Origin of the sequence: Nonomuraea sp. NPDC050394 (assembly GCF_044459065.1) — a bacterium.
Classification (GTDB): Bacteria; Actinomycetota; Actinomycetes; order Streptosporangiales; family Streptosporangiaceae; genus Nonomuraea.
In genome coordinates, this window is the sequence record NZ_JBITIO010000001.1 from 472,233 (window position 1) to 495,650 (window position 23,418).

Annotated in this window: 22 protein-coding genes; 14 read left to right on the forward strand and 8 right to left on the reverse strand. The window is 70.0% G+C overall.

Annotated elements, in window-relative coordinates:
• Positions 1–31 precede the first annotated feature (31 nt).
• From ACIBKY_RS02415 to ACIBKY_RS02425, 3 genes are all read left to right on the forward strand, one after another.
• The gene (locus ACIBKY_RS02415) at positions 32–844 is read left to right on the forward strand and encodes an ABC transporter ATP-binding protein (RefSeq protein ID WP_397093782.1); all 813 of its coding nucleotides are present in this window, start codon (positions 32–34) and stop codon (positions 842–844) included.
• Complete coding sequence (locus tag ACIBKY_RS02420; RefSeq protein ID WP_397093783.1) at positions 841–2,406, forward strand: hypothetical protein; 1,566 nt, start codon at positions 841–843, stop codon at positions 2,404–2,406. Before ACIBKY_RS02415 ends, ACIBKY_RS02420 begins: the two co-directional genes overlap by 4 nt.
• 68 nt (positions 2,407–2,474) lie before the next feature.
• A complete protein-coding gene (locus ACIBKY_RS02425; RefSeq protein ID WP_397093784.1) occupies positions 2,475–5,096 on the forward strand; it encodes a phosphoenolpyruvate carboxylase in 2,622 nt (873 codons plus the stop codon).
• Here the strand turns inward: ACIBKY_RS02425 and ACIBKY_RS02430 are convergent.
• The 5 genes from ACIBKY_RS02430 to ACIBKY_RS02450 all read right to left on the reverse strand — a co-directional run bounded on the left by ACIBKY_RS02430 (position 5,059) and on the right by ACIBKY_RS02450 (position 12,127).
• The gene (locus ACIBKY_RS02430; protein WP_397093786.1) at positions 5,059–6,219 is read right to left on the reverse strand and encodes a DUF418 domain-containing protein; all 1,161 of its coding nucleotides are present in this window, start codon (positions 6,217–6,219) and stop codon (positions 5,059–5,061) included. The two genes, ACIBKY_RS02425 and ACIBKY_RS02430, sit on opposite strands and share 38 nt — an antisense overlap.
• Positions 6,220–6,334: 115 nt before the next feature.
• Entirely contained in the window at positions 6,335–7,762 is a 1,428-nt protein-coding gene (locus ACIBKY_RS02435; RefSeq protein ID WP_397093788.1) for an MFS transporter, read from the reverse strand.
• Positions 7,763–7,913: 151 nt separating this feature from the next.
• Complete coding sequence (locus ACIBKY_RS02440; RefSeq protein WP_397093789.1) at positions 7,914–9,002, reverse strand: epoxide hydrolase family protein; 1,089 nt, start codon at positions 9,000–9,002, stop codon at positions 7,914–7,916.
• A 75-nt stretch (positions 9,003–9,077) separates the two neighbouring features.
• The gene (gene fdhD, locus ACIBKY_RS02445) at positions 9,078–9,917 is read right to left on the reverse strand and encodes a formate dehydrogenase accessory sulfurtransferase FdhD (protein ID WP_397093790.1); all 840 of its coding nucleotides are present in this window, start codon (positions 9,915–9,917) and stop codon (positions 9,078–9,080) included.
• Positions 9,914–12,127, reverse strand: coding sequence for an FdhF/YdeP family oxidoreductase (locus tag ACIBKY_RS02450; protein ID WP_397093791.1), 2,214 nt, complete (start codon positions 12,125–12,127; stop codon positions 9,914–9,916). The genes fdhD and ACIBKY_RS02450 overlap by 4 nt, the downstream gene beginning before the upstream one ends.
• 56 nt (positions 12,128–12,183) lie before the next feature.
• Between ACIBKY_RS02450 and ACIBKY_RS02455 the strand changes: the two genes are divergently transcribed.
• The 9 genes from ACIBKY_RS02455 to ACIBKY_RS02495 all read left to right on the forward strand — a co-directional run bounded on the left by ACIBKY_RS02455 (position 12,184) and on the right by ACIBKY_RS02495 (position 19,327).
• Positions 12,184–13,005, forward strand: a complete 822-nt coding sequence (locus ACIBKY_RS02455; protein WP_397093792.1) for a biotin--[acetyl-CoA-carboxylase] ligase — start codon at positions 12,184–12,186, stop codon at positions 13,003–13,005.
• A 17-nt stretch (positions 13,006–13,022) separates the two neighbouring features.
• The gene (locus ACIBKY_RS02460) at positions 13,023–13,535 is read left to right on the forward strand and encodes a PH domain-containing protein (protein ID WP_397093793.1); all 513 of its coding nucleotides are present in this window, start codon (positions 13,023–13,025) and stop codon (positions 13,533–13,535) included.
• 9 nt (positions 13,536–13,544) lie between these two features.
• Positions 13,545–14,519, forward strand: coding sequence for an adenylate cyclase regulatory domain-containing protein (locus ACIBKY_RS02465; protein WP_397093795.1), 975 nt, complete (start codon positions 13,545–13,547; stop codon positions 14,517–14,519).
• A 16-nt stretch (positions 14,520–14,535) separates the two neighbouring features.
• Positions 14,536–15,621: an S-(hydroxymethyl)mycothiol dehydrogenase gene (locus tag ACIBKY_RS02470; RefSeq protein WP_379609942.1), complete on the forward strand. Its 1,086-nt coding sequence runs from the start codon at positions 14,536–14,538 to the stop codon at positions 15,619–15,621.
• Between the two features lie 31 nt (positions 15,622–15,652).
• Positions 15,653–16,261 carry an MBL fold metallo-hydrolase gene (locus ACIBKY_RS02475; RefSeq protein ID WP_397093797.1) on the forward strand — a complete coding sequence of 203 codons (609 nt, stop codon included), beginning with the start codon at positions 15,653–15,655 and terminating at the stop codon, positions 16,259–16,261.
• A gap of 132 nt (positions 16,262–16,393) precedes the next feature.
• Complete coding sequence (locus ACIBKY_RS02480; protein WP_184957801.1) at positions 16,394–16,570, forward strand: bacterioferritin-associated ferredoxin; 177 nt, start codon at positions 16,394–16,396, stop codon at positions 16,568–16,570.
• Positions 16,571–16,586: 16 nt separating this feature from the next.
• Complete coding sequence (gene bfr / locus ACIBKY_RS02485; protein ID WP_397093799.1) at positions 16,587–17,069, forward strand: bacterioferritin; 483 nt, start codon at positions 16,587–16,589, stop codon at positions 17,067–17,069.
• Between the two features lie 308 nt (positions 17,070–17,377).
• Positions 17,378–18,046: a response regulator transcription factor gene (locus ACIBKY_RS02490; protein WP_012888073.1), complete on the forward strand. Its 669-nt coding sequence runs from the start codon at positions 17,378–17,380 to the stop codon at positions 18,044–18,046.
• Between the two features lie 3 nt (positions 18,047–18,049).
• Positions 18,050–19,327 carry an ATP-binding protein gene (locus tag ACIBKY_RS02495; protein ID WP_379609939.1) on the forward strand — a complete coding sequence of 426 codons (1,278 nt, stop codon included), beginning with the start codon at positions 18,050–18,052 and terminating at the stop codon, positions 19,325–19,327.
• A gap of 27 nt (positions 19,328–19,354) precedes the next feature.
• On the opposite strand, the gene ACIBKY_RS02500 is transcribed toward ACIBKY_RS02495, so the two are convergent.
• The gene (locus ACIBKY_RS02500; RefSeq protein WP_397093802.1) at positions 19,355–19,828 is read right to left on the reverse strand and encodes a GtrA family protein; all 474 of its coding nucleotides are present in this window, start codon (positions 19,826–19,828) and stop codon (positions 19,355–19,357) included.
• A gap of 609 nt (positions 19,829–20,437) precedes the next feature.
• Here ACIBKY_RS02500 and ACIBKY_RS02505 point away from each other — a divergent pair.
• Complete coding sequence (locus ACIBKY_RS02505; protein WP_397093803.1) at positions 20,438–21,592, forward strand: 5-(carboxyamino)imidazole ribonucleotide synthase; 1,155 nt, start codon at positions 20,438–20,440, stop codon at positions 21,590–21,592.
• A complete protein-coding gene (gene purE / locus ACIBKY_RS02510; protein WP_397093804.1) occupies positions 21,589–22,083 on the forward strand; it encodes a 5-(carboxyamino)imidazole ribonucleotide mutase in 495 nt (164 codons plus the stop codon). Before ACIBKY_RS02505 ends, purE begins: the two co-directional genes overlap by 4 nt.
• Positions 22,084–22,088: 5 nt before the next feature.
• Here the strand turns inward: purE and ACIBKY_RS02515 are convergent, their stop codons facing one another.
• Complete coding sequence (locus ACIBKY_RS02515; protein ID WP_397093806.1) at positions 22,089–22,601, reverse strand: SecDF P1 head subdomain-containing protein; 513 nt, start codon at positions 22,599–22,601, stop codon at positions 22,089–22,091.
• Positions 22,602–22,643: 42 nt separating this feature from the next.
• On the reverse strand, positions 22,644–23,408 hold the full coding sequence (locus ACIBKY_RS02520; protein ID WP_397093808.1) for a TetR/AcrR family transcriptional regulator: 765 nt from the start codon (positions 23,406–23,408) through the stop codon (positions 22,644–22,646).
• Between the last annotated feature and the right edge of the window lie 10 nt (positions 23,409–23,418).

The window sequence follows — 23,418 nt, forward strand, 5'->3', positions numbered from 1 at the left end:
GAAGGTTAATCCCTCCTTCTACGCTGGTTCCATGACGGAGGCGGTTCGCACGCAGGGGCTCTTCAAGCGCTACGGCCAGCAGATCGCGGTCGCGGGAGTGGACCTGGTGGTGCCGGCGGGAAGTTTCGCCGGCCTGGTCGGGCCCAACGGCGCGGGCAAGACCACCACGCTCAGCATGATCACCGGGCTGCTGCGCCCGGACGGCGGCAGGGCGGTGATCGACGGCCTGGACGTCTGGCGAGATCCGGTCCAGGTCAAGGCCAGGGTCGGCGTGCTGCCGGAGGGCCTGCGGCTGTTCGAGCGCCTGTCCGGCCGCGAACTGCTCCACTACAACGGACGGCTGCGCGCCATCCCCATGGCCGAGGTCGAGCAGCGCACCGAGGAACTCCTGGGCGTCATGGACCTGCGCGAGGCCGCCGACAAGCTCGTCGTCGACTACTCCACCGGCATGCGCAAGAAGATCGGCCTGGCCGCCGCGCTGCTGCACAACCCCTCGGTCCTGTTCCTGGACGAGCCGTTCGAGGGCGTCGACCCGGTCAGCGCCAACACCCTGACCGACGTGCTCCGGCGCTTCACCGCCTCCGGCTCGACGGTCATCTTCTCCAGCCACGTCATGGACCTCGTGGAGCGGCTGTGCGACTGGGTGTCGGTGATGAGCGCCGGTCACATCGTGGCCCAGGGCCCGCTGGCCCAGGTACGCGGCGACCGTACACTCAACCAGGCCTTCCTCGACCTCGTCGGTGGTCCCAGGCAGGCCGGTGACGCGGGCCTGACCTGGCTCGGCGCCAACGGCGCCACGGTGGACACAGCGGAGGAGAGCCCCAGCACCGGCGGTGAGCGGTGAGCACGGCGCTGCTGTTCGCGCGGCTCAAGCTGAGGCTGGTCGCCGGGAACCTGCGCGGGGATCTCGCGCGCAAGCTGGGCTTCGTCTTCACCCTGCTCGCCGCGATCGCCGTGGCGGGTCTCGGGTTCCTGCTGATGAGCCTGCTGCGTCTGGCCGAGCCCGCCATGGCCACCAACCTGGCCGTCCTCGCGTTCACGATGTTCTGGATCGGCTGGGCGATCGTCCCGCTGCTGGCGTTCGGGCTGGACGACACGCTCGACCCGGCCAGGCTCTCGCTGTTCCCCCTGCGCACGGGGCAACTGGCCGTCGGCATGTTCGCCGCCTCGGCGACCGGCGTCTGGCCCGCCGCCACCCTGATCATCACGATCGGCGCGCTGGTGGGCCTGGCGAGCGGGATCGGCGGCGTGCTCGTCGGCGTCGTGGCGGTGCTTCTTCAGTTCGCGCTCTGCCTGGTCACCTCCAGGCTGATCACCACGGCCCTGTCCGGCGCGCTGCGCTCGCGCCGCGGCCGGGACGCGCTGGCCGTGGCGGCGATCTTCGCGGTGCTGCTGTTCCAGTTGCCCAACCTCATCGCCAACAGAGGGCTCGGCGACCCGGTCGCGCTCATCGGCGGCGCCGCCGGAGTGCTCCGCTGGACGCCGCCCGGCCTGGCCGCCCACGCCATCGCCGACGGCGGCCTGATCGGCCTGGCCGAACTGCTCGTCGTCGCGGGCCTCGTGGTCCTGATCGGCTGGCTCTGGATCAAGGCGCTGGCCCACGCGCTGGTCACCGCGGACGCCTCCACCCAGTCGGCCTCCGTCCGCCGCTCCAGCGGGATCATCGACCGCTTCCTGCCCGACGGCCCGCTCGCCGCCGTGGTCACCAAGGAGCTCAAGTACATCCGCCGCGACCCGCGCTTCCGCGTGGGCTGGTTCGCCTCGATCGTGGTCACCGCCGTGATCGCCTTCTCCATCACCGGTCAGTCCGGCGGGGGCGGCGGCCTCCCGCTGGTGATCGGGCCCGCCTGTCTCGGCGCGCTGATGCTCGCGCTGCAGTCGTGCAACGCCTTCGGCATCGACGGCCGCTCCCTGTGGATGAACACGGTCGCGTTCGGCGACGAGCGCGGCCTGCGCACCGACCTGGCCGGCCGCCATCTGGCCGGGGCCCTCATCGCACTGCCCCTGCTGGCCCTCATGACTGTGGCCGTCTCCCTGTTCGCGGGCACGCCGTCGGCCATCCTGCCCGCCGTCCTGACCGCATGGGGCGTGTACGGCGTGGGCCTCGGCGTGGCCTCCATGACCAGCGTGATCCTGCCGTACACGGTGCCCGACCGGCTCAACGCCTTCACCGGCGCCGCTCCGGGCCAGGGCGGGCAGGCGTTCGCCGGGTCGTTCGCCGCCATGATCGGCATCGCCGGGCTGAGCCTGCCGCTGGTGTTGCCGGTGGTGTTCGGGGTGACGTGGGTGAGCGTGGCGGCCCTGCCGTACGGCTTCGCGGTGGAGTACTTCGGCCGGAGGCTGGCCGCCACGGTGGGTCACGCGCGCATGCCCGAAGTGCTGGCCGCGGTGTCCCGTCCCACGTGAGCAGTGGTCTAGTCCATTAGGTGAGACCGGTCTGCGCTCGTTCACGGGCACTCTGTACCCTTCGAAACATGACTGACCAGGCAGTTGAACGCCGCAGCGCCGCCGTCGTCGAGATGCCGGACGAGCTCCGCCGGGACGTGAAACTGCTCGGCAGGCTGCTCGGCGACGTGATCGCCGAGCAGGGCGGCAAGGACCTGCTGGCCGACGTCGAACGGCTGCGCAAGGCCGTGATCGCCGCCAGGAGAGGAGAGGCCTCCGCCGACGAGATCGCCGCGATGGTCGCCGAATGGGAGATCGACCGGGCGGTGCTCATCGCGCGGGCCTTCACCTGCTACTTCCACCTGGCGAACCTGGCCGAGGAGCACTACCGCATCAGGACGCTCCGGGAGCGCGACACCGAGGGCGAGGTGCTGAAGGAGTCGCTGGCGCACGCCGTACAGGAACTCGGCACCGCGCGCGTGCAGGAGCTTGTGGAGGAGCTGGAGCTGCACCCGGTGCTCACCGCGCACCCGACGGAGGCGCGCAGGCGCGCGGTCGTCACCGCGATCCAGCGCGTCAGCACCCAGCTGACCGAGTACAACGCGCCCGGCCGGGGCGCGTCGGAGCGCGAGGAGAACCTGCGGCGGCTGCTGGAGGAGATCGACCTGCTCTGGCGCACCGCCCAGCTGCGCGACACCAAACTCGACCCGCTCGACGAGGTACGCACCGCGATGGCCGCCTTCGATGAGACCCTGTTCCGGGTGGTGCCGCAGGTCTACCGCTCGCTGGACGCGGCGCTCGGCGAGGGCGCCGGGACCAGGTCGCCGCTGGCGCGGCCGTTCATCCGCTACGGAAGCTGGATCGGCGGCGACCGCGACGGCAACCCCAACGTGACCGCGAAGGTCACCCGCGAGGCCGTGCTCATCCAAGCCGAGCACGTGCTCACCGCGCTGGAGACCGCCACCACCCGCATCGCCCGCACGCTCACCGCCAACGCCCAGTACGCCCCGCCGTCGCGTGAGCTGCGCTCGGCGATCTCCGCCGCCGAGGACGCCCACCCCGACCTGGTCTCCGAGCTGGCCACCCGCTCGCCGCAGGAGCCGCACCGCCAGTGGCTGCTGTACGTGGCCGCGCGCATCTCGGCCACCAACCAGCGCGACCTCGACCTGGCCTACCGCGCGCCCGCCGAGCTGCTGGCCGACCTCAGGCTGGCCCAGGAGTCGCTGGCCAAGCACGCGGCCCGGCAGGCGTACGGCGAGCTGCAGCACCTGATCTGGCAGGTGGAGACGTTCGGCTTCCATCTGGCCGAGCTGGAGGTCCGCCAGCACTCGCAGGTGCACGCGACGGCCCTGGCGGAGATCAGGGCGGGCGGTGACTTGTCGCCGATCACCGAGGAGGTCCTGTCCACGATCCGGGTGATCTCCTGGATCCAGGAACGCTTCGGCGTGAACGCCTGCTGCAGGTACGTCGTCTCCTTCACCCGCTCGGCCGACGACGTGGCCGCCGTCTACGAGCTGGCCGAGGCGGCGCTCGGCATGCGGGCGCCGGTGCTCGACGTGGTGCCCTTGTTCGAGTCGGGGCAGGACCTCGACAACGCCCCCGGCGTGCTCACCGGCATGCTGGAGATCCCCAAGGTCCAGACCAGGCTGGCCACCACCGGGCGGCGCATGGAGATCATGCTGGGCTACTCCGACTCGGCCAAGGAACTCGGTCCGGCCGCGGCCACGCTCAAGCTCTACCAGACCCAGGAACGCCTCACCGAGTGGGCCCGCGAGAACCAGGTGAAGCTCCGCCTGTTCCACGGCCGTGGCGGCGCGCTCGGCCGCGGCGGCGGCCCGGCCAATCGGGCCGTGCTGGCGCAGGCGCCCGGCTCGGTCGCCGGACGCTTCAAGGTGACCGAGCAGGGTGAGGTGATCTTCGCCCGCTACGGCCACATGGCGATCGCCAGGCGGCACATGGAGCAGGTGGCCAACGCCGTGGTGCTGGCCTCCTCGCCGACCAACGGCAGCCGTACCGCCGCTGCCGCCGCGCGTTTCCGTACGCTGGCCGAGCAGGTGGCCTCCGCCTCCGAGGGCGCCTACCGCGCGCTGACCGAGGCGCCGGGCTTCCCCGAATGGTTCGCGCTGGTCAGCCCGCTGGAGGAGATCGGCTCGCTGCGGCTCGGCTCCCGCCCGGCGCGGCGCGGGCTCGGGGCGCCACGGTCGCTGGACGACCTGCGGGCCATCCCGTGGGTGTTCGCCTGGGCGCAGACCCGGGTGAACCTGCCCGGCTGGTACGGCCTGGGCACCGGGCTGGCCTCGGTCGCCTCGGTCGAGGAGCTGCGGGCGGCGTACGAGGAGTGGCCGTTGTTCAACGCGATGCTGGACAACGCCGAGATGTCGCTGGCCAAGACCGACCGCTCGATCGCCGAGCGCTATCTCGCGCTCGGCGGCCGAAACGACTTCGCCGGGCAGGTGATGGCCGAGTACGACCTGACCCGCACGCTGGTCCTTCAGGTCACCGGGCACACCCGGCTGCTGGAGAACCGCAAGGTCCTCTCGCGGGCGGTGCAACTGCGCGACCCCTACGTCGACGCCCTGTCGCACCTGCAGCTGAGGGCGCTCACCGCGCTGCGCAAGGGTGAGGTCTCCGAGCGGGAGGCCGAGCGGCTCTCGACGCTGCTCCTGCTGTCGGTCAACGGAGTGGCTGCGGGTCTGCAGAATACTGGGTGAACCCTCGCAGGCCCCGTTCGATCGGGCCGTAGCGGTGGTTGCGCATCCACCAGGCGCTCAGCAGCAGCAGGACGGTGTAGATCGCCGCGGCCACGCCGATCACCGCGATCGGCGTCAGCCTGCCGCCGAGCCCCAGCCCGTAACCGGTGAAGACGAGGCACTGCAGGATGGACTGCCCGATGTAGTTGGAGGCGGCGGCCCTGCCCGCCGGTGCGAGCGCGGCGCCGATCGCCGGCAGGCGCCGCACCAGCAGCAGGAGCGTCACCACGTAGGCGGCGGCCAGCGGCAGGGACAGGATGTTGTTGAGCGCCAGGCCGACCAGTTGCAGGGCGCCCTCGTGGTGGCTGGACCAGGTGAAGAAGACGGCCGCCGGGAGGCCGAGCCCGTACCCGATCCAGAGGACGCGCGGCACGAAGCGCGCCCAGCGCTCGCGGTCCTCCAGCAGCCGCGACTTGCCCGCGGCCATGCCGAACAGGAACAACGCCATCGCCATCGGGCCCTGGCCGAACCAGATGAATGCCGCCAGCATCGGGTAGGTCTCCAGCTGGAACTGCAGGAAGCTCAGCGGGCTGCCGGTGACCTGCGCCTGCGCGGCGGCCATGACCGCGGGGTCGGCCGGCGTCGTCACGCCCGCCGAGGGGTCGAGCAAGGTCAGCCCCGCGAGGATGAGCCAGATCGCCGACATGACGCCGATGATCCAGCAGCCGATCTTGACGGCGGTTCTCGGCCGGACGTTGCGCAGCGCCAGCAGGATCAGGCCGAGCGCGGCGTAGAGCGTGAGGATGTCGCCGATCCAGAGCAGGATGCCCTGGGTGACGCCGAGCACGAACAACCCGAGGCAGCGGCGGAGCATCCGCGGCTTGACCTTCTCGCCCCACGAGCGCATCTGCATCGTGAAGGAGTAGCCGAACATGAACGAGAAGATGACGTAGAACTTCGTCAGCACCAGCGTCTGGACCGTCAGGCTCACCGGGTCGCGGTTGAAGTCCATGCTGGAGATGGCCACGGACAGCCCTGGGTCGGCGAAGAAGCTGATGTTCGCGACGAGGATGCCGCCCAGCGCGAAGCCGCGGACGGCGTCGATCTCGTGGATGCGCCTTAAGGCCGGCGCCGTGGTGGTCATGTCTGCGACGCTACGGACCCGCCGGGGCGGCCCGCATCCGTCCGAGGGTGTGGACGGCTCCATCCAAAGTCGGAAAGGGCCCGGCGAAAACGCCGGGCCCCTTCTTCCGAAATCCCTAGTGCACGAACTCGGCGTCCTCACGGGCCTGCTTGGGCAGCATCAGCCCGACGAGGAAGGTGACCACGATCATGCCCGCCGCGACCGCGAAGGTGATCTCGGCGCTGCCGGTCCCGAAGAAGACGGTTCCGAGTACGGCCAGGCCGAGCGCGTTGCCCACCTGCTGGAGCGCGGTCAGCGTGCCGGAGGCCGAGCCGGTCTCCTGCGGGTCCACCGCGGCCAGGACGATGTTGAAGTACGGGCCCATGATCATGCCGCTGCCGAGGCCGACGAACAGCAGGGCCGGAGCGAGCTGCCAGGGGGTGACGCCCGGCTCGGCCACGATCAGCAGGGCCACGACCGCGAGGGCCATGATGACGGCGCCGGCCAGCAGGACCTTACGGCCGAAGCGCTGGGCGGACTGGGCGACGATCATGCCCGCGATCATGCCGAGGGAGGAGGGGACACCGGTCAGCGCGGCCTTCAGCGGGTCGTAGTGGAGCATGAGCTGGGTGTAGAGGCCGATGACCATGAACACCCCGCCGAAGGCGGCGAAGTAGACGGTGCCGACGGCCATGCCGGACAGGAACGCGGGCTTGCGGAAGAGCGAGGGCGCCACCAGCGGGTCGCCGCCGCGGGCGGCCCGGCGCTTCTCGTAGGCGACGAAGACGACGAGGGTGACGACCGAGGCGGCCATCAGCGCGAACGACCACGCGGGCCAGCCGTGCTCCTGGCCCTGGACCAGCGGGAAGACCATCAGGACGACGGCGGCGGAGGCGAGGATCGCGCCGGGCAGGTCGAGCTTGACGCCGCCGATCGGCGGGGTCTTCGGGAGGAAGCGCAGCGCCGCGAAGACCGCCGCCACGCCGATCGGCAGGTTGATCAGGAAGATCATCCGCCAGCCGGTGCCGAACAGGTCGGCGCTGACCAGCCACCCGGCCAGGATCGGGCCGCCGATGGCTGACAGTCCCATGACCGGGCCCATCAGCCCGAACGCGCTCGCCAGCTCCTTGGGCGGGAACATCTCCTTCATCATCCCCATCCCCTGGGGGATCATGGCCGCGCCGAACAGGCCCTGGACGACCCGGGCCGCGATGATCATCTCCGGCGAGACGGAGACCGCGCAGAGCAGCGAGCCGACCGTGAAGCCGATCATCCCGATGAGGAACATCCGCCTGCGTCCCACGATGTCGCCCAGCCGGCCGCCGGTGAGCAGGCCCGCGGTCATCGCCAGGATGTACGCGGCGCCCAGCCACTGGATGAACGCGTTTCCGGCGCCGAAGTCGTTCCTCATGGTCGGGCCCGCGATGTGGGTGACCGTGGCGTCCAGCAGCTCCATGACGGATCCGGACAGGATCACGGCCAGGGCCGGCCAGCGCCACTTGTAGGCCGCGGGCTGCTCGGGAGCGGCGGCTGCGGCCACTGGTCGGGTGTCGAGGACGGTCATGGTGATCCTCCTGGATCGGAACGGCTTGTTCTGTTCCAACATTAACAGAACGGAATGCTTTATTCCACTACTTTTTCAAGATCTTCGAGTGCGGCTCGCGCCTCATGCGAAAGGGCCGTAGCCATGAAGCTACGGCCCTATGCGGAAAGGTTCATTCCGCGTTCCACCGCGCGAAGAAATCGCGCACATCCTGCGCGAACACCTCCGGGACCTCGTGCGCGGCGTAGTGCCCGCCGACGTCGTAGAAGTTCCACTGGGCGATGTTCGTGTGGTCGCGCTCGGCGAAGCGCCTGATCGACTGGAAGTCGTTGGCGAAGTTGGCCAGCCCGATCGGCACGGTGGTCGGCTCGGCGGGCTGCTCCAGCTTGGCGTTCTCGTAGTAGAAGCGGGCCGAGGAGGCGGCGGTGCCGTACAGCCAGTGGACGGCGATGTTGCTCACCGCCCAGTCGATGCCGAGCTCTTCGCCCATGAGCTGGCCCATCCAGCCGAGCAGGCCGGCGGGGGAGTCGGCGAGGGCGTGCGCGAGGGTCTGCGGCGCCTGGGACTGCATCGTGTTGAAGGCGCCCATGGTCTCCCAGAAGCTCTGCAGGAACCGGACCCTGCCCATGTCCTCCTCGCTCAGCCCCTCGAACTCGGCCGGGTCGCCGGAGGGGAAGGAGAAGATCTGGGTGACGTGCAGGGCGACGGCGTGCTCGGGGTCGAGCCTGCCGATGTACGGCGTGACGATCGAGCCGCCGTCGTTGCCCACGGCGCCGTAGCGGTCGTAGCCCAGGCGCTTCATCAGCTCGGCCCAGGCGGCCGCGACGCGGGCGGCGTTCCAGCCGCGCTCCGTGGTCGGGCCCGAGAAGCCGAACCCGGGCACGGACGGGATGACCAGGTGGAAGTCACGCGACAGGGGCTCGATCACCTCGACGTACTCCAGGGCGGTGCCCGGCCAGCCGTGGGTCAGCACCAGCGGGAGCGCGTCCTCCTTGGCGGAGCGGATGTGGAAGAAGTGCACGTTCTGGCCGTCGATCTCGGTCGTGAACTGCGGGTGGGCGTTGAGCCTGGCCTCCAGTGCGCGCCAGTCGAACACGTCGCGCAGGTGCTCGACCATGCGGCGGACCCGGCCGGCGCTCACGCCGTAGTCCTCGCCGGCGTCGGGGAGTTCGTCGGTGAAGCGGGTCCTGGCCAGGCGGGCCTTCAGGTCGTCGAGGTCGGCCTGGGGGACGTCGATGCGGTAGGGGCGGATCTCGGCCATGGGAGGTCTCCTTCGGGAAGCGAAGCATTCCGTTCTGATAAGAACTCTATCAGAACGGAATGCTTTGTTCCACATTTAGGCGACCTTGATGCGCTCCACCCCCGCGTACACGTTGCAGCGCTCGCCACGCAGGAAGCCCACGAGCGTCATGCCGAACTCCCTCGCCAGGTCCACCGCCAGCGACGACGGGGCCGAGACCGCGCACACCACGGGGATGCCGGCGGCCAGCGCCTTCTGCATGATCTCGTAGCTGGCCCGGCCGCTGACCATGAGGACGTTCGCCGCCAGCGGCAGCTCACCGCGCAGCCCCGCCCGGCCGACCAGCTTGTCCACGGCGTTGTGCCGGCCCACGTCCTCGCGCGTGGCCACCAGCTCGCCGCCCGCCGTGAACAGGCCCGCCGCGTGCAGGCCGCCGGTCTTGCCGAAGACCCCCTGCGACTCCCGCAGCCGGTACGGCAGGCCGTACAGCACCTCCTGGGTCAGCCCCAGCTCCGGCGGCGCGACCGGCGAGCAGCGGTGCCGCAGCGCGTCGAGGCTGGCCGAGCCGCAGATCCCGCAGGCGCTGGAGGTGAGGAAGTGGCGTTCGAGCGCGGGCAGATCGGGAATCGGCGTGTTCAGCCGGACGGTGACGACGTTGTAGCGGGCCTCGGGCAGCACGTCCTCGTCGGTGCAGTAGCCGATCGCCGCGATCTCACCGGGCCCCGCGATCCCCTCGCCGTGCAGGAACCCGGCGGCCAGCTCGAAGTCGTGCCCCGGCGTGCGCATGGTGATCGCGGCGGTCCTGCGCTCCCCGCCGGACTGCAGGCGGATCTCCAGGGGCTCCTCGGTGGCCAGGTCGTCGCGGCGGTCGCGGGCGGCGGACCCGGTGATCTCCCGGATCCGTACGCGCGTGGTGGGCCCGGGGCGCTCGCTCATAGCTGCTTCACCGTGACGAGGGCGTTGTAGTCCGGGATCTTGGCGTCGGGGGAGCGGCGGGACTCGTCGAGCAGCACGTTGCCCTCCGGCCAGTGGATCTGCAGGTTGCCCGGCATGAGCGGGGCCCGCAGCACCTTGCCCCGGTAGGTCCGCTGCCGCCCGCCGAGCGCGGTGAGTTCCACGGGCGCGCCGTCGGGCAGGCCGAGACGGTCGGCGTCGTAGGCGCTCATGAGCACGGCCTCGCGCATCGCGCCGTTGAAGCCGTCACGGCGCTCGTGGACCATGCTGTTGAACTGCTTGCCGCGCCGCGTGGCCACCATGAACGACCCGTCGGGGCGCTCCGGCGAGGGCGGCGTGACCGGGGAGAAGGCGGCCAGGCCGTCGGCGGTCTGGAAGCGGCCGTCGGCGAACAGGTGGCGGCCGCCGTACTGGACGTTGTCGCCGAACACCCGCAGGCCCGCGATTCCGGCGTAGAAGGGGACGGCCCGCTCGATGTCCTCGCGGATGTCGGGCGTACCCGTATAGGTGATTTTTCCGGAAATTTCCGGGCGGACTCGGGCGGCCAGCTCGGTGAAGATCTTCCACTCCGGCCACGCCTCGCCGATCCGCGGGCCCTCGACCTCGGGCGAGAAGATGATGCGGCGCTCGGTGGAGGTCTCGGTCACGCCGCCGACCATCTCGTAGCGGGTCTGCGCGGGCAGCAGCAGCACGTCGCCCGCGCTCGGCACCAGCATCTGCGAGGACAGCACGATGTCCACGTGCACCCGCAGCTTGGGCCGCGACAGCGCCTCGCGGCAGTAGGCAGGATCGGGCAGCACTTCCAGGAAGTTGCCGCCGGAGGAGATCAGCACGTCCAGCTCGCCCGCGTGCGCCGCGTCGATCATCTCGGTCGCGGTGAGCCCGGGGGAGCTGGGCACCTCGAAGCCCCACAGGTCCGTGAACTTCGTGGCGTTGGGCGGGTTGATCGGCAGGCCACCCGGCAGGCCCGTCGCGTACGCGCCCATCTCCGCCCCGCCCTGCACCCCGCTGTGGCCCCGGATCGGCATCAGCCCGCAGTTGTCACGCCCCACGAACCCGCGTGCCAGCGCCAGGTTCACGATCGAGCGCACGTTGTCCTCGCCGAACGCGTGCTGCGTGATGCCCATCGACCACACCAGCACCGCCGAGCGGGCCCGGCCCAGCAGCTCCGCCATGCGCGACATCTCGGCCCTGGTGGAGCCGGACAGCGCCTCGAGCGACTCCCACGACTGGGCGGCGACGGCCTGCCGTACCTCGTCGAAGCCCTTCGTGCGCGCGCGGACGAACTCCTCGTCCACCCAGCCCTTCTCGATCAGGTGCTTGAGCACCCCGTTGAGGAAGCCGATGTCACCGCCCACGTTGACGCCGAAGAACTCGTCGGTGATCTTCGTGCCGAACACCGCGGACTCCGCGTTGGACGGCACCCAGTACTTGTCCATGCCCGGCTCGCGGTAGGCGTTGACCATCGCGATCCGGGTCCCGGCCTTCTTGGCGTGGTAGAGGTACTTCATCGCCACCGGCTGGTTGTTTGACGGGTTCGACCCGATGAACACGATCAGGTCGGAGCCGATCCAGTCGGTGTAGGAGCAGGTCGTGGCCGCCGCCCCGATCGTCTGCTTCAGCGCCACCGTCGAGGGCGAGTGGCAGATGCGCGCGGCGTTGTCGACGTTGTTGCTGCCCATCGCGCGCACCGCCTTCTGCGCCGCGAAGTAGTTCTCGTTGGGCACACCGCGACTGGTCAGGTAGACGCCGAAGCGCGCCTCGCGCAGGTGCCGCGCCGCCACCTCCAGCGCCTCGTCCCACGAAACGCGCGTGAAGCCCGCCTCGCCCGCCCTCCTGATCATCGGGTACGGCAGCCGCCCCAGCTCCCGCAACTCCGCGCTCTTCTTGCCATGAAGCCCGGAGACGTCCTTGAGCGCCTTGTACTTCAGCGCCGGCATCGTGTTGAGCGGCAGCAGGCGCAGCCGGATGTTGCACAGGTGGATCTCGTCCATCGTCCAGTCGCGCATGCCCTGGGTCCCGAGCGCGCAGCCGTCGCAGGTCCCCTGGTTGAGAATGCGCCAGGCGTAACGCCTGTTGCCCTTGACCGACTTGAACGCCTTCCACAGCTCCAGGTAGTTGTTGGGCTTGCGCAGGCCGATGCCGAAAGGCCGCCAAGACGCCCAGTTACGCGGGTCAAGAAGCTTGCTCATCTCCCCATTCTCCCCTCCGCGCCGAGCCGGGGACCAGGCCGTAGGAAGATGGTGACGTGGCTGACTCGCGTTACTCCGACCTCGATCGCCCGCCTCTGTCCCAGGGCGCGCTCAATCGCGCCCTGGTACGGCCCGGCGGCCTGTGGACCGGCATCACCGTCATCGACAGCACCGGCTCCACCAACGCGGACCTCACCCAGGCCGCCCGCGGCGGCGCCGAGCAGGGCGCCGTGCTCGTCGCGGAAACCCAGCTCGCCGGCCGCGGCCGCCTGGGCCGGGTGTGGAACGCGCCCGCGCGGTCCGGCCTGACGTTCTCCGTCCTGCTGCGCCCGAGGGTCCCGCAGGTCCGGCACGGCTGGCTTCCGTTGCTGTTCGGCGTGGCCGCCGCCTCCGCGGTGCGCCGCCTGGCCGAGGTCGACGTCCGGCTCAAGTGGCCCAACGACCTGCTGATCGGCGAACGCAAGCTGGCCGGGGTGCTGGCCGAGCGGATCGACGACGCGGTGGTGATCGGGATGGGGCTCAACGTCTCGCTCCAGCCGGCCGAACTGCCCGTCGAGACCGCCACCTCGCTCGCCGTCGAGCAGGCCGCCTGCGTCGACCGCGACCCGCTGATCAGGGCGATCCTGCGCGAGCTGGAAATCCACTACCGCGAATGGACCGAGGCCGACGGCGACGCCGACGCCTGCGGGCTGCGCGCCGCCTACCAGGCGTCCTGCGCGACGATCGGCCGCCGCATCAGGGTCGAACTGCCCGGCGAGCGCGTCCTGGAGGGCGTGGCCACCGGCGTCGACCCGAACGGCCACCTGCAGGTCGAGGCCGGCGGCAAGGGTCACACGTTGAGCGCGGGTGACGTCGTTCACGTGCGACCGGCACCATAGAGTGGCACGATTTCCGCATGACTCTCCCAGACCACCACTTGACGCAGGGCGAGCGCCGCATCCGGGCCTTCAACCCGCACTGGAAGCGGCTGATCGCGCCCTTCGCCGCGCTGGTGCTCATCGTCATCGCCTCCGGGGTCGCGATCTACTTCGTGCCCGGCGACTGGCAGTACGCCACCTACGGCAGGCTCGCGATCGGTGTCGTCGCGATCCTGCTGCTGACGATCTGGTCGTTCATCCCCTACCTGCAGTGGAAGAACACCGGCTACGTCCTGACCACCCACCGCTTCACGATCAGCACCGGCGTGCTGAACAAGTCGACCGACGAGATCCCGCTGACCAAGGTCAACTCGGTCAGCTCCGACCAGTCGTTCGCCGAGCGCATCCTGGGCTGCGGCACGCTGACCGTGGAGTCGGCCAGCGACCAGGGGCAGCTCGCGCTGCGTGACATCCCGCAGATCCAGGACGTCCGAGCCGACCTGTTCCGCGCCGTCGAGGACGTCTCCGACGGCGAGGTCGACGGCAAGTAGCCCGCGGGCGTGGAGACACCGGGCCGTCCCACGGCCGAGGAGATCGAGCGGCTGCTGGTCGGCACGCCCGCCCGCTACACGCGCGCGGAGGTCGCGGCCAAGTCCGGGGTCTCCCAGGAGCTGGCCGAGCGGATCTGGCGTGCCCTCGGCTTCGCCACGCTGTCCGACGACGCGGTGGCCTTCAGCGACGCCGACGTGGCCGCGCTCGGGCGGGTGCGCACCATGCTGGACAGCGGCCTGCTCGACGAGCAGACCGTGCTGCGCATGACCCGCGCGCTCGGCCGTACCACCGCGAGGCTGGCGCAGTGGCAGGCCGAGATCATGGTCGGCGCGATGCTGCCCAAGGACGCCGAGGCGAGCGACGGCGAGCTGGCGGCGGTGCTGGAGACCGCCCAGAACCTGCTGCCCGACTTCGAGCACGTGCTCGTGCACGTCTGGCGGGCACAGCTGGCCGCCGCGGGCACCAGGATGCTCGCGCTGGCCGACATCAGCGAAGAGACCGAGATGGCCAAGGTCAACATCGCGGTGGGCTTCGCCGACCTGGTCTCCTTCACCCGGCGCGCCCGCGACCTCGACGAACGGCAGCTCGCGGCGCTGGTGGAGGGCTTCGAGGCGCGGGCGGCGGACGTGGTGGCCGCCCACGGCGCCCGGCTGGTCAAGACGCTCGGCGACGAGGTGCTGTTCAGCGCGCCGTCCGCCGGGGTGGCCGCGCGGATCGCGCTCGAACTGGTCGAGGCGGACGAACTGCGCATCGGACTGGCCTACGGGCCGGTGCTGCAGATGATGGGCGACGTCTTCGGCACCACCGTGAACCTCGCCGCCCGCCTCACCGCCATCGCCCGGCCCGGCACGATCGTCGTGGACGCCGGCCTGGCCGCCGAGCTCGCCGGGCAGCCGGGCCTCGACGTGCTCAGGATCCGGCGTCGCCCTGCTCGGGGGCTCGGCGTGGTGCAGCCCTATGTCTTGCGAAGATCTTCCTCTTGAAAGCAAGATGACTGGCATGCCGTACGAAGTCAGTGGCGTCATCGCCAGAGGCAAGGGCCAGGAAGTTTCCGTCGAGACCGTGCTGGTGCCGGACCCGGGTCCCGGCGAGGCGGTGGTGAACGTGCAGGCGTGCGGTGTCTGCCACACCGACCTCCACTACCGGGAGGGTGGCATCAACGACGACTTCCCGTTCCTGCTCGGCCACGAGGCCGCCGGCACCGTCGAGGCGGTCGGCGAGGGCGTCACCGGGCTGGAGCCGGGCGACTTCGTGATCCTCAACTGGCGCGCGGTGTGCGGCCAGTGCCGCGCCTGCCTGCGCGGCCGTCCCTGGTACTGCTTCGCCACCCACAACGCCAAGCAGAAGATGACGCTGGCCGACGGCACCGAGCTCTCGCCCGCCCTGGGCATCGGCGCGTTCCTGCAGAAGACGCTGGTCGCCGCCGGTCAGTGCACCAAGGTCTCGGCCGAGGCGCCGGCGCAGGTGGCCGGGCTACTGGGCTGCGGCGTCATGGCCGGCATCGGCGCCGCGATCAACACCGGGGGCGTCGGCAGGGGCGACAGCGTGGCCGTGATCGGCTGCGGCGGCGTCGGTGACGCGGCCGTCCTGGGCTCTTCGCTGGCCGGAGCGGGGACGATCATCGCCGTGGACGTGGACGACCGCAAGCTGGAGTGGGCCAAGGGCTTCGGCGCCACCCACACCGTCAACTCCCGCTCGCAGGACCCCGTCGAGGCCATCCGCGAGCTGACCGGCGGCAACGGCGCCGACGTCGTGATCGAGGCCGTCGGCCGTCCCGAGACCTACAAGCAGGCCTTCTACGCCCGCGACCTGGCCGGCACCGTCGTACTGGTCGGCGTGCCGACGCCGGAGATGACGCTGGAGCTGCCGCTGCTCGACGTCTTCGGCCGCGGCGGCGCGCTCAAGTCCTCCTGGTACGGCGACTGCCTGCCCTCCCGTGACTTCCCCATGCTCGTCGACCTGTTCCTGCAGAACCGGCTGCCGCTGGACAAGTTCGTCTCGGAGGAGATCGCGCTGGACCAGGTGGAGGAGGCGTTCGCCAAGATGCACCGCGGTGAGGTGCTGCGGTCGGTGGTGGTGCTGTGACCGTTCCGCCCGCCTGTCTAGGAGACAACGCATGATCGACAAAGTGATCACTTCGGGGACGTTCTCGCTGGACGGCGGCACCTGGGAGGTCGACAACAACGTCTGGCTGGTCGGCGACGCCCGCGAGGTGATCGTCATCGACGCGGCGCACTCCGCGTCGGCCATCGCCGAGCGCGTGGGCGGCCGGCGGATCAAGGCGATCGTCTGCACGCATGCCCACAACGACCACATCAACGCCGCGGCCGAGCTGAACGCGCCGATCCTGCTGCACCCGGCCGACCAGGTGCTGTGGGAGCAGGTCTATGGCGACTCCGTGACGTACGAGCCGTTGAGCGACGGCGACAAGCTGGAGGTCGGCGGAATCGAGCTGCGGGTGATCCACACCCCCGGCCACTCGCCGGGAGCGGTCTGCCTCTACGCGCCCGAGCTCACCGCGCTGTTCAGCGGCGACACGCTCTTCAACGGGGGTCCCGGCGCGACCGGCAGGTCGTACTCCTCCTTCGAGACGATCGTCGAGTCGATCAAGGGTCGGTTGCTGACGCTACCTGCCGAAACCCGGGTCCACACCGGCCACGGCGACTCGACCTCGATCGGCGCGGAGGCCCCGCATCTGGAGGAGTGGATCAAGCGGGGTCACTGAAACATACCCCCTAGGGGGAATGTCCTCTCTGGTAGGTAGTGTCCGTGTGGCACACCTAACATAGGCAAGCCTTACCGAAGTGAGGTATCTTAGGCGTGCCTAACCTTATGTCTTGCGAGAGGCTGCCCCCGGATGTACGTATGCGTTTGTCGTGCTGTGACCGAAAATGAGGTCCACGACTGCATCGCGTCCGGCGCCAAGAGTGTGCGGCAGATCCGCGACACCACAGGCGCCGGCGGCGACTGTGCATCTTGCGTGCGCAAGATCTGTGCGATCCTGAAGCGGTCTGAAGAACTGACGACCGCTTAGCACGAGGGGCCCGTCCATGCAGGGCGACAAGCAGATCATCGAGCTGCTCAACGAGCAGCTCACCGCCGAGCTCACCGCGATCAACCAGTACTTCCTGCACGCGAAGATGCAGGAGAACTGGGGTTACACCAAGCTCGCCGAGCACACGCGCGCCGAGTCGATCGACGAGATGCGGCACGCCGAGCGCCTCACCGACCGCATCCTCTTCCTGGAGGGCCTGCCCAACTACCAGCGGCTGGGCACGCTGCACATCGGACAGACGGTCGAAGAGCAGCTCAAGGCGGACCTGGACGTCGAGATGTCGGTGGTGAAGCGGCTTCGGCCGGCGATCCTGCTCATGCGGGAAAAGGGCGACGCGACCTCCGCGCGCGTCTTCGAGGACATTCTCGCCGACGAAGAGCACCACATCGACTACCTGGAGACGGAGCTCGCTCTGATCCAGTCGCTGGGCGAGCAGCTTTACCTCGCCCGCTACGCGGAGCCGCCGTCCGCCAGCTAGAGGATTCACCAAGCGCCCGCCGGGGTTCCGGCGGGCGCTTCTCTTCTCGTCCGGCCCTCTTCTCGTGCGGCCCTCTTCTCGTCCGGCCCTCTTTTCGTCCGGCCCTCTTCTCGTACGGCGAAGCCGCGACACGCCGAGGACGCACAGGCCGGTTGGGCGGGGAGGAGCATGGGGGTGTTTGGCCGGGTGGGTAAATCGCCAATAACCAACGTATATCATCGTTTGCCCAGGTCAATGGATAGGTCAACGACAAGTCAAACCGCGCGCTGTGCCCGGGAAACGATCGCCTAAGGTCCTACGATCGCTTCATGACCTGCGTACTTCTCGCCGAGGATGACACCTCGATCTCCGAGCCGCTCGCGCGCGCCCTGCGTCGCGAGGGTTATCAGGTTGAGGTGAGTCCCGACGGCCCGCAGGCCCTGGAGAGGGCCCTGTCGGGCGGCATCGATCTCATAGTTCTCGATCTCGGGCTACCGGAAATGGACGGCTTGGAGGTCGCCCGCCGGATCCGGGCCGAAGGCCACGGCACGCCGGTGCTGATCCTGACCGCACGCGTCGACGAGGTGGACACCGTCGTCGGACTCGACGCCGGCGCCGACGACTACGTCACCAAGCCGTTCCGCCTGGCGGAGCTGCTTGCCAGGGTGCGGGCGCTGCTGCGCCGCGGCACCTCGGAGACCCCGGTCGTGCAGGGCGTCCGCATCGACGCCGACTCCCGCCGAGCCTGGATGGGCGACAAGGAGCTGCACCTGACCACCAAGGAGTTCGACCTGCTGCGCGTACTGGTACGTGACGCCGGAAAGGTCGTCACCCGGGAGCAGATCATGCGGGAGGTCTGGGACACCAACTGGTGGGGTTCCACCAAGACCCTCGACATGCACATCTCCTGGCTGCGCCGCAAGCTGGGCGACGACGCCGCCAAGCCCCGATACATCACCACCGTCCGGGGAGTCGGCTTCCGCTTCGAACGCGAGTAGGCGATGCGCCGCCGCCTGCTCTCCTCCACCCTGCTCGTCGCCGTCATCGCGGTTCTGCTACTCGGGGTCCCCCTGGGCCTCGTGGTCAGCCGCCTGATCGTCGACGAGGCTTCCCAGGAGCTCAGGGCGGAGGCGACGCGGCTGGTGGGTGAGGTCGAATACGCTCGCATCCAGGACACGCCTCTCGACCCCCAGCAGCTGGAGCAGAAGTATCCAGAGCGATATATCCAGATCTACGAGCGGGGCAACCCCCCCAAGGCGACCATCGTCGGCGCGCCGCCGCCGTCCGGTCACCAGATGACGGAGGACGCCCAGTCGGAAAGCGGCATCTACGTCCGGGTGAGCCGCGACAAGGACCAGGTGGAGCAGGACGTGCGCGCACGCCTGCTTCTCATCGTGGCTCTGGCCGTCGCGGCTCTGGCCGTCGCCGTGGGGCTGGCCATCGTCCAGTCCCGCAGGTTGACGCTCCCCCTCCAGGACCTTGCCAAGATCGCCGAACGCCTGGGCTCAGGTGACGCCCGGCCCAGCAAACACCGGTACGGCATACCCGAACTCGACCGGGTGGCAGAGGTCCTCGACCGCAGCGCCACCCGGATCTCCGACCTGCTCACCCGCGAGCGGGAGTTCGCCACCGACGCCTCCCACCAGCTGCGCACGCCCCTGACCGGGCTGACCATGCGCCTGGAGGAGATCGTGGCCGCGGCCGACCACCCCGAGGTCGTGCGCGAGGAGGGCGACGCCGCCATCGTGCAGGCCGAGCGGCTCACCGCGGTGATCGACGAACTTCTCGCCGCCGCCCGCAGGCAGCGGCACTCCCAGGCCGAGCCCATCACCGTGGACGACGTGCTCGTCCAGCAGGTCACCGAGTGGGCGCCGGTCTTCCGCGGCAGCGGGCGCGACCTGCTGCTCGAAGGCGAGCGTGGCCTGGAGGCGCTGGGCACCACCGGCGGACTCGGCCAGGTCGTCGCCTCGCTCCTGGAGAACTCCCTGCGTCACGGCGGCGGCACGGTCAAGGTCTCGACCAGCCGCAGCGACAACTACGTGGTCATCGAGGTGGCCGACGAGGGCCCCGGCATCGCCGACGACCTGGCCGGCCGGGTGTTCGAGCGCAACGTCAGCGGGGGTGGCGGCACCGGTCTCGGGCTGACGCTCGCCCGCGCGCTGGCCGCCGCCGACGGCGGAAGGCTGGAGCTCGTACGGCGCCGCCCCGCGGTTTTCTCGTTGTTCCTGCGCCCGGCCGAGGAGAAGCGCCCGAGCCGTGTGGTGACCGGACCCGCCTGAGGCCTCAGCGGCCCACGCGCGGTTCGGTCACCGCTGCCGGCTCTCGACCTCGGGCAGCTCGGCGGGGATCGGCTCCGTGGCCTCCAGGAACACCCAGCGCTTGTAGGACCAGAAGCGGAACAGGGTGCCGAGGCCGACGCCGATGACGTTGGCGATGTTGTAGCTCAGCAGGTCGTGCAGGCCGAGCGTGTAGGTGGTGAAGCCGGTCACCAGCAGCCTGATCAGCAGGGCGATGCCGTTGAACAGGAAGAACAGGAAGTATTCGCGCCCGAGGCCGCTCTGCTCGCGGTGCCGGAAGGTCCACCAGCGATTGCCCACGTAGGCGAAGGTGGTGGAGATGATCGTGGCGAACACCAGCGAGGTCAGCGGGCCGAAGCCCTGCCGGAACAGGTTGAGGGCGACGACGTCGACGACGAAGGCGAGCGCGCCGATCGTGCCGAACTTGGCCAGCTCGTGAACCAGGGTGGCGAACCGCTGGTAGAGGCGCTTCACAAACTCCACGTCTCGTCCTCGGTCCTTTCCGATCCACTGCGCATATCCGGCAACGTCGCTCCCAGGGTACCGGTCCAGGTCCGGGGGCGAACCCCTAGCCTCAACATGAATCATCAACCACGCACCAAATTAGGGGTCTACAAATATCGTCCTATGACGGGTATTTGCATTTCTGGGGCACTAATGTGCGGTTCAGCTCGGGGACATGACCCCGGACGGCCATGACCTCAGGGACTCCTCCTTGCCGCGTCAACTGATCGCCCTGCTCGCCGGCCTGTCCATGGCGACGGCCGGTTGCGGCGGCACGACCGTTCCACCGGCCGCCGGCCCGCCCAGCTCCGGCCACCGTGCGGCGGGCCCGGCTCGTGCCGCAACGCCACCTGACGTTCCTCACCGACCCGGCCGGTTCGTCGGGGGTGCGCTTCCCCGACGAAGACCCGGTGCGCGACGAAGTCGCCGCCGAGCCCGCCCGGGTGCGTCCCGACCGGCTGACCGTCGACGTCGATCGTGAGCCTGGTCAGCGAACCGACGCCCGGCAACAAGGTGCGGACCGTGGGTTCGCGCAGGGACCTGGCCGGCGTACGGCCGTGACGGTGGGCGACGGTATGCTCTGGGCACGTGAGCAGCCCCTCTTACCGCCCCATCGGGCCGGTCGTCGGTGTCGTCGGCGCCGGTCAGCTGGCCAGGATGACGCAGCAGCCCGCGATCGCGCTCGGTGTCGAGCTGCGCGTACTGGCCAACGCGCTCGACGAGAGCGCGGCTCGCGTGATCGTCGACACCCGCGTCGGTGACTACCGTGACCTGAGCGACCTGCGCGAGTTCGCCAAGGGCTGTGACGCGATCACCTTCGACCACGAGCACGTGCCCACCGAGCACATCAGGGAACTGGCCGCCGACGGGCACGCCGTACACCCGGGTGCCGACGCGCTCGTGCACGCGCAGGACAAAGCGGTCATGCGCGAGCGGCTCACCGCGATCGGCGCGCCGTGCCCCGCGTGGTCGCGGGTGGCCGAGCCCGGTGAGGTCGAGCGGTTCGCCGCCGAGCACGGCTGGCCGGTCGTGCTGAAGGCGGTCAGGGGCGGTTACGACGGGCGCGGCGTCTGGGTGTGCCGGGACGCCACCCAGGTCAGGGAGGCGTTCCAGAGCGGGATTCCGCTGATGGCCGAGGCCTTCGTGCCGTTCGAGCGGGAACTGGCCGTGCTGGTGGCCCGCTCACCCCACGGCCAGGGCGTCAGCTACCCCGTGGTGGAGACCGTCCAGGAGGACGGTATCTGCGTCGAGGTCGTCGCCCCCGCCCCGATGCTCGACGCGGAGGACGCCGCCCAGGCCCAGCGCATCGCCCTGAAGATCGCCCACGAGCTGGGCGTGACCGGCCTGCTGGCCGTCGAGATGTTCGAGACCGAGCACGGCCTGGTCGTCAACGAGCTGGCCATGCGCCCCCACAACAGTGGCCACTGGACCATCGAGGGCGCGCTGACCTCGCAGTTCGAGCAGCACCTGCGCGCCGTCCTCGACCTGCCGCTCGGCTCGCCGGCCATGACCGCGCCGTACGTGGTCATGGTCAACCTGCTCGGCGGTGACGACCCCGACCTCTTCAAACGCTACGAGCACGTGATGGCCCACGACCCCGCCGTCAAGGTCCACTTCTACGGCAAGGACGTGCGTCCCGGCCGCAAGATCGGTCACGTGACCGCCCTCGGCAAGGACCTCGACGAGGTACGGGCCCGCGCCCGCCACGCCGCCGTCTACCTCACGACAGGGGAGTACACATGATCGGCATCGTGATGGGCAGCGACTCCGACTGGCCCGTGATGAGGGCGGCCGCCGAGGCGGTCGCGGAGTTCGGCGTCCCCTTCGAGGCCGACGTGGTCTCCGCGCACCGCATGCCCACCGAGATGATCGAGTACGGCAGGCAGGCCGACGCCCGCGGCATCCGCGTCATCGTCGCCGGCGCCGGCGGCGCGGCCCACCTGCCCGGGATGCTCGCCTCGGTGACCCCGCTGCCGGTGATCGGGGTGCCGGTGCCGCTGAAGTACCTGGACGGCATGGATTCCCTGCTGTCCATCGTCCAGATGCCGGCCGGGGTGCCGGTGGCCACCGTCGCGATCGGCGGCGCCCGCAACGCCGGGCTGCTGGCCGTCCGCATTCTGGCCACCTCCGACGCCGCGCTCAGGCAGCGCATGGTGACCTTCCAGGAGGACCTGAAGCGGCAGGCGTACGCGAAGGGCGAGAAGCTGCGCGCCGAGGCCGCGGAGCTGTCCTAGGCGGCTCAGCCGCCGCCCAGCCGCGCGGCCAGTTCCTCGGCGGATTTCTTGTCGAACCCGCCGGTGATCTCCAGGGTCCGTCCGGGAATCGGCTCCAGGACGGCCGGCGCGCTGATCACCTTGCCGCCGATGACGATCGCGAGCTGGTTACGCGGTTGCGGTAGCTGGTGGACCTTCTCCGTCAGCGCCGTGAACTCGCGACCGTCCGCCTCGTTCAGCGTGACCTGGATGACCCACTGCCCCGACGCCCCGAAGTTCGCCGTCGCCTTCTCGGCGGTGACCTCCGTGGCCTGGTCGAGCTGGTAGCAGGCGGCGTTGTCCTGGCCGGCGATCCAGCCGGCGGCGCAGGGCGCGTCCCGCACGTCGAGGACCGGCCGCAACACCAAGGGCTCGCTGACGGACTTCCAGGGGAGCCTGGAGGACGCGGCGCCGATCACCATCGCGTAGACGACGACGAGGACCACCCCGACGTTGACGAGCACTCCAGCGACGATCGCGAGAATCGGACCGGGTTTCACGGCATCGCCCTCCGCTTGGGAATCGGCTCACCTGCCATGAGATCACGAAGTGTCGCGGGCAGGCCAACGCCGTCCGAGCTCGGCCTCGATCCCGTCGAGGATCCGCGTGAGCCCGCGTTCGAACTGTTCGTCGCCGGCCGTCTGCGTGTCCAGCCGGCGGACGAAGGCTTCGGCGTCGTCGCCGTCCAGGAGTTGCTGGATGTGCGGGAACTCCCCGGTTTCCAGGCGTGAGGTGACGAAGGCGGCGACGCCGTTGATCCACTCCTCGCCGGGCTGCTCGGCCGGGTTCGCGGGCGTGGTGTAGCCGGCCACGTAGTAGCTGATGAGCGCGATCAGCTCCAGCTTCTCCTCGGCGTTGAAGGGCGTGCCGGCCAGCGAGGCGAGGACTCGTTCAAGGGCGCGCATGCCGTTCGGGCCGATGTCCTTGCTGCCCAGGACCGTGATCACCCAGGGGCGGTGCTCCGAGATCGCGCGCAGGCCCCGTCCGAAGCGGGCGAGGGCGTCGCGCCAGGCGGGGCCAGGCACGGTGGACAGGCCCTCGCCGGGGCCGGCCAGCTCGCTCAGGATCTCGTCGTTCATCAGCGCGAGCAGGTCCTGCTTGCTCGGCACGTAGTGGTACAGGGTCATCGTGCCCGCGCCGAGCTCGTCGGCGAGCCGCCGCATGGACAGTGCCGCGAACCCCTCCGCGTCGGCGATCGCGATCGCCGCCTTCGCGATCTGCTCCCGCGTGAACCGTGGTTGCCGCACCGCCGGGGCGGGACGGGCCCAGAGGGGCGTCCGCGGCTGGTTCTGGTCCTGAGTTGACATCTCGTACAGC